12 protein-coding genes and 1 tRNA gene are annotated in these 14,582 nt (G+C 68.2%); 6 read left to right on the top strand and 7 right to left on the bottom strand.

Annotation, left to right across the window (positions count from 1 at the left end):
* The first annotated feature begins 22 nt into the window (after positions 1 to 22).
* Together AC5JJ2_RS06560 and AC5JJ2_RS06555 are read left to right on the top strand one after the other, a co-directional pair.
* Positions 23 to 784, top strand: a complete 762-nt coding sequence (locus AC5JJ2_RS06560) for an MBL fold metallo-hydrolase (RefSeq protein ID WP_495857168.1) — start codon at positions 23 to 25, stop codon at positions 782 to 784.
* Positions 785 to 958: 174 nt separating this feature from the next.
* Positions 959 to 1,210: a hypothetical protein gene (locus AC5JJ2_RS06555; protein WP_495857167.1), complete on the top strand. Its 252-nt coding sequence runs from the start codon at positions 959 to 961 to the stop codon at positions 1,208 to 1,210.
* Positions 1,211 to 1,308: 98 nt separating this feature from the next.
* On the opposite strand, the gene AC5JJ2_RS06550 is transcribed toward AC5JJ2_RS06555, so the two are convergent.
* Positions 1,309 to 1,392 (bottom strand) — tRNA-Leu (locus tag AC5JJ2_RS06550).
* An 87-nt stretch (positions 1,393 to 1,479) separates the two neighbouring features.
* Between AC5JJ2_RS06550 and AC5JJ2_RS06545 the strand changes: the two genes are divergently transcribed.
* Entirely contained in the window at positions 1,480 to 4,440 is a 2,961-nt protein-coding gene (locus AC5JJ2_RS06545; RefSeq protein ID WP_495857166.1) for a PQQ-dependent sugar dehydrogenase, read from the top strand.
* Between the two features lie 299 nt (positions 4,441 to 4,739).
* Complete coding sequence (gene ettA / locus AC5JJ2_RS06540; protein WP_495857165.1) at positions 4,740 to 6,404, top strand: energy-dependent translational throttle protein EttA; 1,665 nt, start codon at positions 4,740 to 4,742, stop codon at positions 6,402 to 6,404.
* Positions 6,405 to 6,453: 49 nt separating this feature from the next.
* Here ettA and ndk read toward each other — a convergent pair whose 3' ends face one another.
* On the bottom strand, positions 6,454 to 6,903 hold the full coding sequence (gene ndk, locus AC5JJ2_RS06535) for a nucleoside-diphosphate kinase (protein WP_495857164.1): 450 nt from the start codon (positions 6,901 to 6,903) through the stop codon (positions 6,454 to 6,456).
* 119 nt (positions 6,904 to 7,022) lie between these two features.
* Between ndk and AC5JJ2_RS06530 the strand changes: the two genes are divergently transcribed.
* The gene (locus AC5JJ2_RS06530) at positions 7,023 to 8,486 is read left to right on the top strand and encodes a hypothetical protein (RefSeq protein WP_495857163.1); all 1,464 of its coding nucleotides are present in this window, start codon (positions 7,023 to 7,025) and stop codon (positions 8,484 to 8,486) included.
* A 4-nt stretch (positions 8,487 to 8,490) separates the two neighbouring features.
* Here the strand turns inward: AC5JJ2_RS06530 and AC5JJ2_RS06525 are convergent, their stop codons facing one another.
* The 3 genes from AC5JJ2_RS06525 to purN all read right to left on the bottom strand — a co-directional run bounded on the left by AC5JJ2_RS06525 (position 8,491) and on the right by purN (position 11,100).
* Positions 8,491 to 9,729, bottom strand: coding sequence for a polysaccharide pyruvyl transferase family protein (locus AC5JJ2_RS06525; protein ID WP_495857162.1), 1,239 nt, complete (start codon positions 9,727 to 9,729; stop codon positions 8,491 to 8,493).
* A 66-nt stretch (positions 9,730 to 9,795) separates the two neighbouring features.
* Positions 9,796 to 10,485 (bottom strand): polysaccharide biosynthesis/export family protein, encoded by a 690-nt coding sequence (locus tag AC5JJ2_RS06520; protein ID WP_495857161.1) that lies wholly within the window; start codon positions 10,483 to 10,485, stop codon positions 9,796 to 9,798.
* A 48-nt stretch (positions 10,486 to 10,533) separates the two neighbouring features.
* Positions 10,534 to 11,100 (bottom strand): phosphoribosylglycinamide formyltransferase, encoded by a 567-nt coding sequence (gene purN, locus AC5JJ2_RS06515; protein ID WP_495857160.1) that lies wholly within the window; start codon positions 11,098 to 11,100, stop codon positions 10,534 to 10,536.
* A 133-nt stretch (positions 11,101 to 11,233) separates the two neighbouring features.
* Here purN and mnmA point away from each other — a divergent pair, with 133 nt between their 5' ends.
* Positions 11,234 to 12,340, top strand: a complete 1,107-nt coding sequence (gene mnmA / locus AC5JJ2_RS06510) for a tRNA 2-thiouridine(34) synthase MnmA (RefSeq protein WP_495857159.1) — start codon at positions 11,234 to 11,236, stop codon at positions 12,338 to 12,340.
* A gap of 158 nt (positions 12,341 to 12,498) precedes the next feature.
* Here the strand turns inward: mnmA and AC5JJ2_RS06505 are convergent, their stop codons facing one another.
* Together AC5JJ2_RS06505 and AC5JJ2_RS06500 are read right to left on the bottom strand one after the other, a co-directional pair.
* Positions 12,499 to 13,623 carry a 5-methylcytosine restriction system specificity protein McrC gene (locus AC5JJ2_RS06505; RefSeq protein WP_495857158.1) on the bottom strand — a complete coding sequence of 375 codons (1,125 nt, stop codon included), beginning with the start codon at positions 13,621 to 13,623 and terminating at the stop codon, positions 12,499 to 12,501.
* Complete coding sequence (locus AC5JJ2_RS06500; RefSeq protein WP_495857157.1) at positions 13,620 to 14,495, bottom strand: AAA family ATPase; 876 nt, start codon at positions 14,493 to 14,495, stop codon at positions 13,620 to 13,622. The genes AC5JJ2_RS06505 and AC5JJ2_RS06500 overlap by 4 nt, the downstream gene beginning before the upstream one ends.
* Between the last annotated feature and the right edge of the window lie 87 nt (positions 14,496 to 14,582).

Raw genomic sequence — 14,582 nt, 5'->3', positions numbered from 1 at the left:
GGAATCCTTCCGAGGGTTCCGCATGACGAAGGTTCACCACATCAACGGCGGCACGCTGCACGCGCCGCCGAACCCGAAGGCCGCGTGCCACTGCCTCCTGCTCGAGGACGCGGCCGGCCTCGCGCTCGTGGACGCCGGCATCGGCCTGCTCGACGTGCGCGACCCGGTCGGCCGCATCGGGCAAGAGATTATCGACATCGGCGGTTTCCAGTTCGACGAGCGCGAGACGGTCGTGCGGCAGATCGAGAAGCTGGGTTTCTCGGCCGACGACGTGAAGCACGTCCTGCTCACGCACGCCGACCCGGACCACGCCGGTGGCCTCGCCGACTTCCCGCACGCGGCGGTTCACGTCGCCAGGGAGGAACTCGCGGCCGTGAACGACGGGCACTTCCGTTACCGTCCGCCGCAGTTCGCGCACGGGCCGCGGTGGGTTCCGCACGCGGCAACCACCCGCGACTGGTTCGGCCTCGAAGTGCGGCCCGTGCCGCTCGGGTTCGCGTCCGAGGTGCTACTCGTGCCGCTGTTCGGCCACACCCGCGGGCACTGCGGCGTCGCGATTCAACAACAAGGGGACCGCTGGATACTGCACGTCGGCGATGCCTATTACTTGCGCGTCGAACTGGAGACGGACGAGCACCCGGTGTCCGCGCTCGCCGCGGCGCGGGCCGAGGACGACGTGCACCGGCGGGCGAATTTAGACCGGTTGCGCGGCCTGTCGCTGGACCACGGTTTTCAGGTCACGATGTTCGGATACCACGACTTCGGGGAGTTTCCGACCGGGTGAAATCATACCTCGCCCAAATTTTCCATTTTTCGCAACATTCAGACTCGCATCCCATCGTGGGGTCGGGTACGCTCTTTTTTAGTGGACCGCGTGGCTCAGGCCCGTGGCTTGCACTACCCTCTCCCATCCCCACGTTTCGCCCTTCGCCCTGTATTCCTTACCGGGAGTCGAACCATGATGACAGCCCGCGAAATGGCCAACCGGGTCCGCGAGTGCCGCCAGTCGGCGTGGGACGGGACGGATTCGACCGCCATGCTGACCCGCGACCGGCTGGACGCCGACGACCTGCGGACCGTCCGCCGGGTGGTGGCGGAAGCTGGGTACGAGGGGGAAGAGGTCGAGCCGAAGGTCCGCCGCGTGTCGTCGCTGGTGCTCGGCCAGGTCGCGGCACTTTCGGACAACATGCCCGCGGACGGGGCGGATTGAAAAGAAACACTGGACCGGCAGTTTCTACACGTCTTCGGGGGAAAATCTACCAACGCAAACGGGCGGGCCGTTGGAACGGCCCGCCCGTTTTTCGTTTATGCGGAAGAGAGGACTTGAACCTCCACTCCCTTGCGGGAACCAGAACCTGAATCTGGCGCGTCTGCCAGTTCCGCCACTTCCGCTCGCGTTGCATCGCAACTCGTGAACTCTGATAATAGGATGCCAAGCACACTCGTCAAGGGTGCTTCTCCTCCGGTCAGGTTCCCCGCATGCGACTCCCCATTCTACCCGTCGTCGGCCTCGTCATCGTCGGCGTCGCGGTCCTCGTCGGCGGCGACGCGGCCCCGGCCCGCAAGCCGTGGACCACGTCCCGCGTCGTCGGCAGCCCGGAGCCGCCGCCCGCGTTCAAAGCCGCCGTCGCGTTCCCGAAGCTGAAGTTCAACCACCCCGTCCTGATGGCGCGGATGCCCGGCAGCAACCGGCTGTTCGTCGCGGAGCAGCACGGCAAGGTCTTCTCGTTCGAGAACAAGCCGGACGCGGCGGCGGAGCTGTGCCACGACTTCGCGAAGCACCCGAAGCTCTCGCTCACGAAGGACGCCAAGCGGTTCGACGCCGTGTACGGCCTCGCGTTCGACCCGAAGTTCCAGGCGAACCGGTTCTGCTACGTCTGCTACACGGTGGCGGCTGACAAGCCGAACCTGGACGACGGCAGCCGCGTCTCGCGGTTCAAAATGAAGGACACCACGCCGCCGACGCTGGATGTCGCGAGCGAGGAAGTCGTCATCACGTTCCCGCAGGGCGGGCACAACGGCGGCGACCTGCACTTCGGATCGGAGGGCTACCTCTACATCACCACCGGCGACGCGACCGACCCGAACCCGCCGGACGGCAAGTTCAAGACCGGGCAGGACTGCTCGGACCTGCTCGCGTCCGTCCTGCGGATCGACGTCCACAACAAGGACGCCGGGCGGAACTACGCGATCCCGAAGGACAACCCGTTCGTCGGGCTGACGCACAACGGCAAGCCGGTGCGGGGGGAAGTCTGGGCCTACGGCTTTCGCAACCCGTGGCGGATGAGCTTCGACCGCACGACCGGCGACCTGTGGCTCGGCGACGTGGGGTGGGAGTCGTGGGAGATGGTCCACAAGATCGAGAAGGGCGGCAACTACGGCTGGAGCGTCATGGAGGCCGGGCAGGCCGTGAACACGACGCTGAAGCTCGGCCCGACGCCGATCCGCCCGCCGGCGATCGAGCTGTCGCACAGCATCGCCGCGAGCGTCACCGGCGGGTACGTCTACCGCGGCAAGAAGTTCCCGGAACTGGTCGGCAAGTACGTCTTCGGCGACTGGATGACCCGCCGCATCTGGGCGGCGACGTTCAACGAGACCGAGCTGAAGACGATGGAAGAAATCACCGCGCCGGCGGTGCGGATCATCGCGTTCGGCGAGGACCACGACGGCGAGCAGTACCTGCTCGACTACGACGCCGGGACGGTCCACACGTTCGCCCGCAACGACGCCGCGGCCCTCGACCCGGCGAAGTTCCCCCGCACGCTCTCGGCGACCGGCCTCTTCAAGGACGCGCAGGCGCACGCCCCGGCCGACGGCGTGTATTCCTTCGACATCAACGCGAAGCAGTGGCAGGACTACGCGACTTCCGAGTACCTCGTCGCGCTGCCGGGCACGTCGGCGGCGACCGATTACGCGAACAAGAAGCACCTCGCCAACGACGTGACGTGGAACCCGATCCACGTCCATCTGCCGAAGGACGGCGTTCTGGTGAAGACGATCTCGCTCGAAATGGAGCGCGGCAACCCGGCATCGCGGCGGCGAATCGAGACGCAGCTGCTGCACTTCGACGGCGACGCGATCCAGGGTTACACCTACGCCTGGCGGGACGACCAGACGGACGCCGATCTCGTCCCCGCCGACGGCGGCGAGAAGCAACTCGCGGTGAAGGACGAGCGGTTCGGCGGCGTCCGGCCGCAGACGTGGACGTTCGCCAGCCGGGTGCAGTGCGGCCAGTGCCACAACGCCTGGGCCGGGTACACACTCGCGTTCAACCGCGAACAACTCAACCGCGAGAAGGACGGCAAGAACCAACTCACGCGGCTCGGCGAACTCGGCCTGCTGAACCGCGTCGACGACAAGGAACGGCCGCTCAAGCCGTTCACGGCCGACGAGCTGAAGAAGGTGCGGAAGTACCCCGACCCCACTGACACTTCGTTGTCAGTGGCCGACCGAGCGCGGTCGTACCTGAACGCGAACTGCGGGCACTGCCACCGGTTCGGCGGCGGCGGGTCGGTCGAGTTCCACGTTAACCTCGACGCGGACGTGAAGGACAAGCACCTCTGGGACGCGAAGCCGACCCGCGGCGACTTCGGCATCCCGGACGCCCGCATCCTCGCCCCCGGCGACCCGGAGCGGAGCGTCTTGTACTACCGGATGGCGAAGTTCGGCAGCGGCCGGATGCCGCACCTCGGCAGCGAGTTCCCGGACGAGGACGGTCTGCGGCTCGTCCGCGACTGGATCGCGTCGCTGAAGCCGGGCGCGGCCGAGCCGGCGGACGTGACGGCGGTGGAGAAAGGCAAGCTGGCGGAGCAACTGACCCGCTGCGGGACGGCGATGCGGCTGGCCCGGTCCGTCGGCCGAGGGGCGTTGCCGCCGGACGCGCTGAAGGCGCTCCGCGAGGAGGTGGCGAAGCCGTCGTGCGCGACCGTCTCCCGCGACCTGCTCGCCGGGTACTTCCCGGACCCGTCGAAGGTCCGCACCCTGGGCAACGCCCCGCGGCCGCGGGCGATCCTGGGTTTGACCGGCGACGCGGAGAGCGGCAAGAAGCTGTTCTTCGCGGAGCGGTCGCGGTGCGCGACGTGCCACAAGGTCGACGGCCAGGGCCAGGAGGTCGGCCCCGATCTGTCGCAGATCGCGAAGACCCGCACGCGGGAGCAGTTGCTCGAAAGCCTCCTCGACCCGTCGCGGCGGATCGAGCCGCAGTACCAGTCGTACCTGCTGCGGACGCACTCCGGGCAGGCGCTGACCGGCCTCGTGGTGAAGCGGGACGCTCAGGGGGTGGTGCTGAAGGACGCGCAGAACAAGGTGGCGACGGTGGCGGCCGACGACGTGGAATCGCTGGACGCATCGCGGACGTCGATCATGCCGGAGGGCCTGTTGCGGGACTTCACACCGCAGGAGGCGGCGGACTTGTTGGCTTATCTCGCGGCGCGGAAGTGAGGGGCACGTTTGACATATAGCGGTGGGCTTGCCCACCGTGCGGATTCGAGTCTTCGAGAACCCGCACCACCTGCCTCCCGCGGGCACGCTCCTCACTCTACAACCACGTCCCCGCGGGCGTGCCGGCCTTCCTCCCGCGGGAACGTTCCTCCGACCGCGTGTAGTTCCCCGCGGGAGGCAGCGTGGTGCGGCCGTCGAAGACTCCGGCCGCACGGTGGGCAAGCCCACCGCTATATGACCGAACCCGTCCGCTGCTGCCGTATATCATTCCCGTATTCCCGAACACGGAGCGGCAGGACATGGGCGAGCGGTACATCTTCACCATCGACAAGCTGACCAAGCACTACGGCAAGCGCGAAGTCCTCAAAGACATCCAACTCGCCTTCTACCCCGGCGCGAAGATCGGCGTCATCGGCTCCAACGGGTCCGGCAAGTCCACCCTGCTCCGCATCATGGCCCTCGAAGACAAGGACTTCATGGGCGAGGCCCGGCCGGAGAACGGGCTGACCATCGGGTACGTCCCGCAAGAGCCGATGCTCACGCCGGGGAAGACGGTGCTGGAGAACGTCGAGGAGGCCGTCAGCCCGATCCGCGACCTGATCAAGCAGTACGAGGCCGTGGCCGAGAAGTTCGCCGACCCGGACGCCGACTTCGAGAAGCTGTCGAACCAGATGGAGCGGTTGCAATCGCAGATCGACACGGCCGACGCGCACAACATCGACCGCAAGGTCGAGATGGCCATGGCCGCGATGCAGCTGCCGCCGCCGGACGCGGGCGTCGAGCACCTGTCCGGCGGCGAGCGGCGGCGGGTGTTCCTCTGCAAAATGCTCCTCCAGAACTTCGACCTGCTGCTGCTCGACGAGCCGACGAACCACCTGGACGCCGAGAGCGTCGAGTGGCTGGAGCACTTCCTGAAGGACTACACCGGGGCCGTCGTGGCGATCACGCACGACCGGTACTTCCTGGACAACGTCGCGCAGTACATCCTCGAACTCGACCGCGGCCGGGGCTACCCGTTCGTCGGCAACTACACGGCCTGGATGGAGAAGAAGAAGCGGCGGCTGGAACTGGAAGAGAAGTCGGTGACGGCCCGGCAGAAGCAGCTCGAGCGCGAACTCGAGTGGGCGCGGATGGCCCCGCGGGCGCGGATGGGCAAGAACAAGGCCCGCCTCGCGGCCATCGACCGGCTGCAAGCGCAGGAAGTCGAGGACCGGGAGGAAGACCTGGTGATTCAAATCCCGCCCGGCCCGCCGCTCGGCGACCTGGTCGTGCGGGCCGAGGGGGTGAAGAAGTCGTTCGGCGACAAGCTGTTGTTCGACGACCTGACGTTCAACCTGCCGAAGGGCGGGATCGTCGGCATCATCGGGCCGAACGGTGCCGGGAAGACGACGTTGTTCAAGATGATCGTCGGCCAGGAGACGCCGGACGGCGGGAAGCTGACCGTCGGCCCGACGGTGAAACCGGCGCACGTCGATCAGAACCGGGACGCGCTGAACCCGACGGCCACGATCTTCGAGGAGATCACCGGCGGCACGGACTACATCATGCTCGGCAAGCAGCGGGTGGCGAGCCGCGGGTACTGCGCCCGGTTCAACTTCACCGGGCCGGACCAGCAGAAGATCGTCGGCAACTGCTCCGGCGGGGAGCGGAACCGCATCCACCTGGCGAAGCTGCTCCGCAGCGGCGGCAACCTGCTGCTGCTCGACGAGCCGACGAACGACCTGGACGTGGACACGCTGCGTGCGCTGGAGGAGTCGCTGTTGAACTTCGGCGGCTGCGCGGTGGTCATCAGCCACGACCGGTGGTTCCTGGACCGCGTGGCGACGCACATCCTGGCCTTCGAGGGCGACAGCAAGGTCGTCTGGTGCGAGGGGAACTTCCAGGTGTACGAGGAACAGCGGCACGCGCGATTGGGCGCGGAGGCGGACGTGCCGAAGCGGATGAAGTATCGGAAGTTGCAGTAGAGGTGAGGCGCTGCCCACGGACGTTCGTCCGTGGGCTTTCAGCCCAAGATTAGCCGACCCACTTCCCGTCCACGATGTCGAACTTCACCAGTTCCACGGGCGTGAACCAGAGGCCGACTTCCAGCGCCGCGTTTTCGGGGCTATCGCTGCCGTGGACGAGGTTGTTCTGCACGCTCAGCGCGTAGTCGCCGCGGATCGTGCCGGGCGGGGCCTTTGCGCCGTCCGTCATGCCCATCAGGCTCCGGCCGACCGCGACCGCCTCCCGGCCCTCCCAGACCATCGCCACCGTCGGGCCGCTCGTCAGGAACGTCAGCAGCGACTCGTAGAACGGCTTGCCCTTGTGGACGGCGTAGTGCTTCTCGGCTAGTTCCCGCGGGGCCTGGATCAGCTTCAGCCCCGCCAGCCGGAGGCCCTTCCGCTCGAACCGGGAGAGCAATTCGCCGACGAGTCGCCGCTGCACGGCGTCCGGCTTCAACAGGATGAGGGTTTGCTGCGACATGGCGGAGCCTCGGGGTGGGTCGATGGGAGTATCGTGCGACCCGGCCGGCAGTTCGGCTACCCAACGGGGCGTCGGAAATGCTAGTTTCTCGCGGAATACCCGTGCCTCAAAGTGGACCCATGACTCCGCGATTCCCGTACTGGATCGTCCTCGGCGCGCTCGTGCTGGCGGCCGGGTACGTGCCGACGCTGACGACGCCGTTCGACTTCATCGACGACGGCAACCTCGTCTACCCCGCCCCGCCGGGGACGACGCCCGCTGGGCACGTCGCGCTGTGGTGGCAGAAGGTGTACGCGAACTACGACCACCTCGGCCCGTTCCGCCCGGTGCTCTGGGCGCACTGGGAGCTGTTCGCGAACGCCACCGGCGGCGACCCGCTCGCGTGGCGGGCGGTCCGGTTCGCGTGGTGCGGCCTCGCGGCCGGGATGCTGCTCTGGCTGTTCCGCGAGCTGAAAGTGCATCCGGTGGCGGCCTTACTGACCGGCGCGGCGGCGATGTGGAACCCGTACCGGAACGAAATCTGGACGAGCCTGACGCTGGCGGAAGGCGTGGCGATGCCCTACGCCCTGCTCGCGCTGGTGGCCGCGCGGAAGGCGGCACTCGCGCGGCGGCCGTGGGTTTGGGACGTGGTCTCCGTCCTCTGCGTGGTCGCGGCGCTCGGGTGCAAGAACACCTACGTCGCGCTAATCCCCGCGCAGGTGGCGCTACGAATGTTCCCAGAAGGGCTATCATGGCGCGACGGCTGTCGAGCCCACGGCCGACGGGCGCTGTTGCTCGCGCTGACGCTCGTTCTGCCGGTGGCGCACTTCGTCTACTTCAAGCTGCACTGGCATCCGGGGCAGTACGAGACGCATGGCCCGTCGGTCGCGCAGCTCGGCCGCATTCTGAACAGCTTGAAGGGCGCGATCGGGCTGGACTTCCTGGGCGTGGGGCTGGCCCTCGTACTCGCCGTGGTGTGGAAGAGGGCGGAAAGCCCAGGCACGGCCGTGCCTGGGCTTTCCGCCCTTCTGCTCCTCCTCGCCGGGGTCGTCGTTTACCTGCCGATGGACATGATCTCCGGTCGGTACACAATGCCCGCCGTGTGGGGCCTCGACATCCTCATCGCGCTCTTGCTCACGCGGTTCATCGCGACCCCCATCGGCCGGTGGAAGAAGCTCGCGTGGGTCGGCGTTTGGGTCGGCGTGCTGCTCGTCGCCGTCGCGAACACGGTCCGGCAGGAGAAGTTCGCCGCCCGCGCCCGGATGCTCTGGGACGTGGTAGCGTACCTTGAGCAACACGCCCCGCCGGACGCCGCCGTCGCATGGGTGGCCGGCGACACCGCCGCGGGGGAGTTGAACGCGGAGGAAGGCATCCATGTCCGCTGGCACCTGCTCAACCGCGGCCGGCCGGACATTCAGATCGGCTTGCTGGACAAGGACGGGAAGCGAATCGAGCGCGTCGAGCTGCCGCCGCTGACGGCCGAGCCGACGTTCCGCATCTGGGGCACGCCGAGCGGCGCGGCCGGGTGGGTCGAGGACCAGACGTTCCGCGAGCCGTACCAGATCGGCCGGAAGTTCTTCGAGAGCCGCGTCGGGCGAAAGTAACCCGTCACGGAATCGCCGCGATCATCGCGGCCATCTTCTCGCGGGCGACCGACCTCGCCTTTTCCGCCGTCGCCCGCGCCGCCGGTAAGTCCTTGCCGACCATTACCAGTCGCTCGGCGACCTGCTGACCGGTGGTGTCGTCGATCTCGAAAATCCACCGGTTCAGTCCCACGTCCCGCCACATCTGGCCCTTCCGCGTGTCGGTCGGCTGGCGGAGCAGGATTGCCGGGGTGCCGTTTGCAACAGCGATGATCGGCGAGTGCATTTCGAAGCTGGCGACGGCCGCCGCCTTCGCGTACACGCTCGCGGCCTCGGCCGTCAGCCAGTACCGGTCGAGGACGGCGACGTGCGGCTTCACGTCGGCCGGCAGCGGGTCGAACAAGAACGGCCGCAGGCGGACGACCGCGTAGGTCATCTCCGGCACGAGGAACACCTTCCGCTTCGTCTCGCGGACCCACGCGACGATGCCGTCCCGCAGCTTCGCGTGATCCCGTTCGGCGAACGCCTCGTTGACCGCGCTCCGTTCCGGGTTCGGCTTCGTCCGCTCCGGGTGAATTTCCCAGTACGGCGTCCACCGCAGCCGCGGCACGGCGCACAGGAACTGGCCGGGTTCCAGGCCGTGCTGCTTGAGCAACTTGTCGGCCGCGGCGTCGTCCCGGAGGTCGAGGGCGAACGTCGCGTCCGGGCCGAAGCCCATCGTCGGGCCGGTGATGCCGGACTTCTTGAGCGCGGCGAGCGAGTCGGTGTCGCGGGTGAACACGAACTTCGCGGCCGAAAGCAACTCGCGGTGCGTCTTGATCTCGGCGTCGGTGAGCGTGACGCCGCCGAACCCGAACGGCTTGCCGGCCTTGTGCGCGAGCGCCGCCTCCTTCACGCCGACCAGGCCGGGGCCGGACCCGTGCAGGAAGAAGTCGCACGCCGCCAGCGCCGCCTCCTGGTCCGGCTTAGCCTTCGCGATCCGCAGCTTCGGGAACCGGGCCGTGAGCAGTTTCTCCACCGCGGCATCGAGGTTGTTCGGCCAGAGGGTGACTTCGTCGTTCGGCCGGTGCTTCTCCAACAGCGCCAGCATCCCCGGCGTGTGGGCGATGTCGCCGATGTTGACCGTTTGCCATGAGGAGCGCAGGAGAACCTTCCGCGGCTTTTTCTCGTCGGCCGTTGCCCGCACACCGAGGAGGCCGGTCGCGAGTGCGGAAGCGAGGAGTTGCCGCCGGTTGACGACCGGTTCGCGTGGGGTTTCAAACATCGGGGCCTACCGGTGGAAGGGGGTGCGGTGCGACGTGATTGTCGGAGATCGGGACGGGCTGTCAAGTCACTCCCACGTCGGCAGCAGCCCGACCAGTTGCCGATACGCCGGCCGCGCCCAACCCGGCAGCAACCGGGCGAAACTCGCGCGGCGGGTTTCGCCGACGTAAACGTGGTCGGATGACTCGATCACCACGTTCGTCGTCGGGTCGCCGTCGAGCAGCACGGCCTCGACATCGACGTGGAAAATCTTCGGCGGCGCGTCGGCCGCGACGTTCGGCCGGACGACGTACACGTCGTTCAGCTTCGCCTCCCGCGGGTGGATCGCACCGGCCGTTTGCAGGAAGTCGAGCACCGGCGTCGGCCCGGTGTACGTCACCGCCCGAATCCGCTTGTTGTCCGGCCCGGTGACGAACACCCGCCCGGACCGCGGCACGGCGACCATGACCAGCACGCCGTTCGCCGAGTGGCCGACCGCCTCCGCGACGGCCGCCCGCGCCTCCGTCGTCGTGAGGCCCTGCACGGGGACCGTGCCCGCGTCGCCGAGCGGCACGCACCCATCGACATCGACGGCCGCGACGCAGTCCCACTCCGGCCGGTCGGCGAACGTCACCTCCAGCACGTCCGGGCAGCCGATGCGGTACGCGGCCAGGTCCGGCGGCGCGGGGGCCGGCAGCGGCGGCGTCTGCCGCACGGCCTTCAGGTCCGCGCAGCCGACGCCCGCGAGCAGAACGAGGAACGGGACGCAACGGGTCACATCGGAGGTATCGGCCGGCGGCGCGGGAAACTTTAGCGGACGTGCGGATTATTTCGATGCGGCAAGCTGGCGGATGGCCGCCGGGTACGCCTCGCACTCGGCCGCGAACACGCGCTTCGCCAGCCCCTCGGGCGTGTCGCCCGGCAGCACCGGGACTTCTCGTTGGAGCACGATCGGCCCCGTGTCGTAAGTGTCGTCCGCGAAGTGGACGGTGCAGCCGGTGACCGCCGCCCCGGCGGCGAGGACCGCCTCGTGGACGCGGCGGCCGTACATCCCCTTGCCGCCGAACGCCGGCAAGAGCGAAGGGTGGATGTTGATGACCATGCGATGGAAGTCCGGCGGGATCCGCAGCAGGTGCAGCCACCCGCCGAGGCAGACGAGGTCCGGGGCGAACGGCCGCACGGCGGCGAACACGCGGGCCGAGAACGTCTCCCGCGGCTTCGGCTCCACGACCGCCACCGGCACGCCGGCGGCCTTCGCCCGCTCGACGCCGAGCACGTCGCCGCGGCTGGCGACGACGCCGACGACCTCGGCGGCCAGCCGGCCGTCGCCGGTCCGGTCGAGCAGATTTTGGAGCGTGGTCCCGGACCCGCTAATGAGTACGACCAATCGCACGGTAAGGTTCCGAGAGGGGGCGCGGCTCGCATCGAACAGGATACGAACTCGGCTCATCGGAGGTGCGACCGAACCCGTCGCGGCGGTCGGCCCCTCACTTCTACAATGTGGGTACACACGATCGGGGGCATTCATGGCGGCGCGGGTGGTGTTGGCGATGAGCGGCGGGGTGGACAGTTCCGCGTCGGCGGTCCTGCTCAAGCGGCAGGGGTACGACGTGATCGGCTTGTTCATGCGGACCGGCACGCACACGGAGGAGCCGGACCACCGCCGGGACAACAAGAAGGGCTGCTGCTCGGCCATCGACGCCGGGGACGCCCGCCGCGTCGCCGACCGGCTGGACATCCCGTTCTACGCCCTGGACTTTGAACATGAATTCAACCAGATCATCGACTACTTCGCGGACGAGTACCTGAAGGGGCGGACGCCGAACCCGTGCGTCGTGTGCAACAACTGGCTGAAGTTCGGCCAGCTCTGGCAGTTCGGCAAGCAGCTCGGCGCGGACTTCATCGCCACCGGACACTACGCGCAGGTGCTGACGGGCGCGGACGGCCGCAACGAGCTGCACAAGGGCGTCGATCCGGACAAGGACCAGAGCTACGTCCTGCACGGCATCAAGCGGGAGGTGCTGGACCACCTCATCTTCCCGGTCGGCGGGTACTTGAAGCCGCAGATTCGGGAGATAGCGGCGGAAGCCGGGTTACAGGGCGTGGCGGCGAAGCCGGACAGCGTGGAGATTTGCTTCGTGCCGAGCGGCAACCACGTCGATGTCGTGCGGAAGCGGCGGCCGGCGGCACAGACGGCCGGCGTGATCGTGGAGTCGAACGGGAACGTGTTAGGCGAGCACGACGGCATCGACCGGTTCACCGTCGGCCAGCGGAAGGGCCTGGGCGTCGGCGGCGGCGGGAAGAAGCGGTTCGTGCTGGAGATCGTGCCGGACACGAACACCGTCGTCGTCGGGGAGGAGTCGGAGTTGTTGGCGGACGGGTTGGCGGCGTCGCGGATCAACTGGTTGATCGACCCGCCGGCGGAGCCGCTAGCGGTGACGGCGAAGATTCGCTACCGGCATCCGGGCTGTGCGGCGACCGTCGTGGCGACGGCGGACGGCGGGGCGGACGTTCGCTTCGCGGACCCGCAGGCGGCGGTGACGCCGGGCCAGGCGGTGACGTTCTTCGACGGGAGCCGGGTGCTGGGTGGCGGGTGGATTGAGGCGGCCCTTCGTGACGGCTCGGTCATATAGCGGTGGGCTTGCCCACCGTGCGGTTTCGAGTCTTCGAGAAACCGCGTGGGCGTCCCTCAAACGGGGGCGTTGCTCCCGCCGCAGTTAGCTTCCCGCGGGGGTGAGGGCGTCCCTCCTACGTGGGCGTCCCTCCCATTGCAGTGAGGTTCGCGCGGGGATTATCGGCGTTCCTTCCACGGGGAACTACCAGCGATGACAGAAATGTCCCCGTGGGAGGCTCCGCGGTGCGGGTCTCGCAAAGCCTCGCCCCGCACGGTGGGCAAGCCCACCGCTATATGAAGCATCCGCTCGTGAATCGCCTCCCACGGCTGGTTCAAGTCCACCGTCGCGACGCGGACCGGGAACCCGTGCAGCACGTACCGCAAATCCAACTCGCGACCGACCGTCGGGTACAGCAACATCCCTTCGACCGTCTGTCCCGGCACGGGTCGCTGATTTTTCAGGTACGCGAACAGTTGGTAGAGATTCGCCGCGTGAACGCTCTCCGCGTCGAACCGCGAACTTAGCGTGGCGCGGTAGAACTTCGCGTCGATCACCAGCTTCCGCGTCGGCGACGCCAGCGACACGTCCGTCCGCAGCTCCGGCAGCAGCGCCACGTCGTCCGCCGACCCTTCGACCTCCCGCCACGCGAACCGCTCGCCGGTCACGCGGGGGAAGATCGTCTGCTCGCGGCGGTAGAAGTTGCGGACGAACCGCTCGAACACGTTCGCCATCTGCCGGTCGTCCAAGGTGAAGTCCGCGAACGCCACCGCACCCGGCCGCGGGTCCGGCAGTCGGTTCTCGAACAGCAGTCGGCAGACGTGCAGGAGGACGCCGTAGTGCTCCGTATTTCGGCCCAGCCGCACGGCCGCGAACGCACCCGGCGAGAGTTCCACGTCCGGCACGTCGGCGAACCGGCCGGCCAGCGCGTGACAGCGGGCCGCGCGGTCGCGGTTCACGTCCGTACACTTCACCAAGCTACGGAGCGTCGCCTTCAGAACGCGGTTCGGCGGCGTGTCGTGCGTCGGGTCGTCGGCCCGACAGACGGCCACGCCGGGCCGGTTCCGCCGTAGCGTGGCCGTCACGTCGAGCCTTCCGCGCGGCCGCGACGTTTCTTCCTCGACCGTCGTGTACCCGCGGTCCAGGCCGCGCTTCAACAATCGTTCGGTCCCGTGGGCCAGCACCGCCGCGAAGAAGTCCGGCTGCCGCTTGAAGGGAATCGCCGTCGCGCGGACCGCGCCCCGGCCGGCCGGCACGTCCCAGGCGTAAGAGAGCAGGTAGTACAGGTTCGCGACCGGGATCATGACAAGAGCTTCTCGACCTCCGCGTCGGCCCGGTCCGGGTCGTCGAACCAATACTCGCGGAGCAGCGGCGCGACCTCCGTTTCGATGACGGCCCGATACCAGCCCTCGTCCGGCGTCTCGCCCGGCCGCGGGCAGAAGAAGCTATGCCCGACCTCGAAGCCGGGGCCGAGCGCCGTCCGCTCGTTGCGGATCGCCCCGTTCAGCCGGGTCATCTTCGCGATAATTCGGTCGATCAGTTCCGGCCCCGCGCCCCGGCAGGCCAGCAACGCCGGAAACCCCGGCGCGTCGAACGCCGGCCGCAGGTCGAGGAACGCGAACCGCCGCCGCAGGGCGTAATCGACCAGCGCCAGCGACCGGTCGGCCGTGTTCATCAACCCCAACACGAACAGGTTGTCCGGCACGAAAAACGTATCGGTCAGGCTCCGGGCGTAGGTCAACGGGATCGCGAACCGCGGCCCGCGGCGGTCGGCTTCCAGCAGCGAGAAGAGTTCGCCGAACACCTTGCTCAGGTTCGCCCGGTTGATCTCGTCGATGACGAACAGGTACGGCCGGTCCGGGTCGTCGGCGGCCCGGCGGGCGAACGTCAGGAACGGGCCGTCGCGGATCCGAAATCCGCCCCCGTCGTCCGGCCGTAGACCCTGGACGAAGTCCTCGTAGGCGTAGGCCGGGTGGAACTGCACCCACGCCGCGCGGCCGGCGTCGCCGCCGACGAGGTGGCTCACGACCTTCCCGGCGACGAACGACTTCCCGACGCCGGGCGGCCCCTGCAGGATCAAATTCTTCTTGCGGGCGAGGGTGCGGAGGACGTGGTCCCACCGGTCCGGGGCCAGGAAGCTGTCGTCGGCCGGCGGCGGGGACGAGTTGTCGCTCATCGGGCCAATTCTATTCCGCGCGTTCGCCCGGCCGTGAGTTTTCCGGTTGTAGGAAATGTGCGAATTCTTCACCGAGTTTTCGGGGAA

This window comes from Limnoglobus sp. (genome assembly GCF_059499385.1).
Note: the sequence above shows the minus strand (reverse complement) of the source record. Positions and strands in the feature narration are given on the sequence as shown.

What these genes read in the sequence shown, in the direction of transcription:
- mnmA (WP_495857159.1), top strand. Translation starts at nt 11,234, where the DNA reads ATGGCGGCGCGGGTGGTGTTGGCGATGAGCGGCGGGGTGGACAGTTCC.
- AC5JJ2_RS06545 (WP_495857166.1), top strand. Translation starts at nt 1,480, where the DNA reads ATGCGACTCCCCATTCTACCCGTCGTCGGCCTCGTCATCGTCGGCGTC.
- ettA (WP_495857165.1), top strand. Translation starts at nt 4,740, where the DNA reads ATGGGCGAGCGGTACATCTTCACCATCGACAAGCTGACCAAGCACTAC.
- AC5JJ2_RS06500 (WP_495857157.1), bottom strand. Translation starts at nt 14,495, where the DNA reads ATGAGCGACAACTCGTCCCCGCCGCCGGCCGACGACAGCTTCCTGGCC.
- AC5JJ2_RS06505 (WP_495857158.1), bottom strand. Translation starts at nt 13,623, where the DNA reads ATGATCCCGGTCGCGAACCTGTACTACCTGCTCTCTTACGCCTGGGAC.
- AC5JJ2_RS06555 (WP_495857167.1), top strand. Translation starts at nt 959, where the DNA reads ATGATGACAGCCCGCGAAATGGCCAACCGGGTCCGCGAGTGCCGCCAG.
- ndk (WP_495857164.1), bottom strand. Translation starts at nt 6,903, where the DNA reads ATGTCGCAGCAAACCCTCATCCTGTTGAAGCCGGACGCCGTGCAGCGG.
- AC5JJ2_RS06530 (WP_495857163.1), top strand. Translation starts at nt 7,023, where the DNA reads ATGACTCCGCGATTCCCGTACTGGATCGTCCTCGGCGCGCTCGTGCTG.
- AC5JJ2_RS06560 (WP_495857168.1), top strand. Translation starts at nt 23, where the DNA reads ATGACGAAGGTTCACCACATCAACGGCGGCACGCTGCACGCGCCGCCG.
- AC5JJ2_RS06525 (WP_495857162.1), bottom strand. Translation starts at nt 9,729, where the DNA reads ATGTTTGAAACCCCACGCGAACCGGTCGTCAACCGGCGGCAACTCCTC.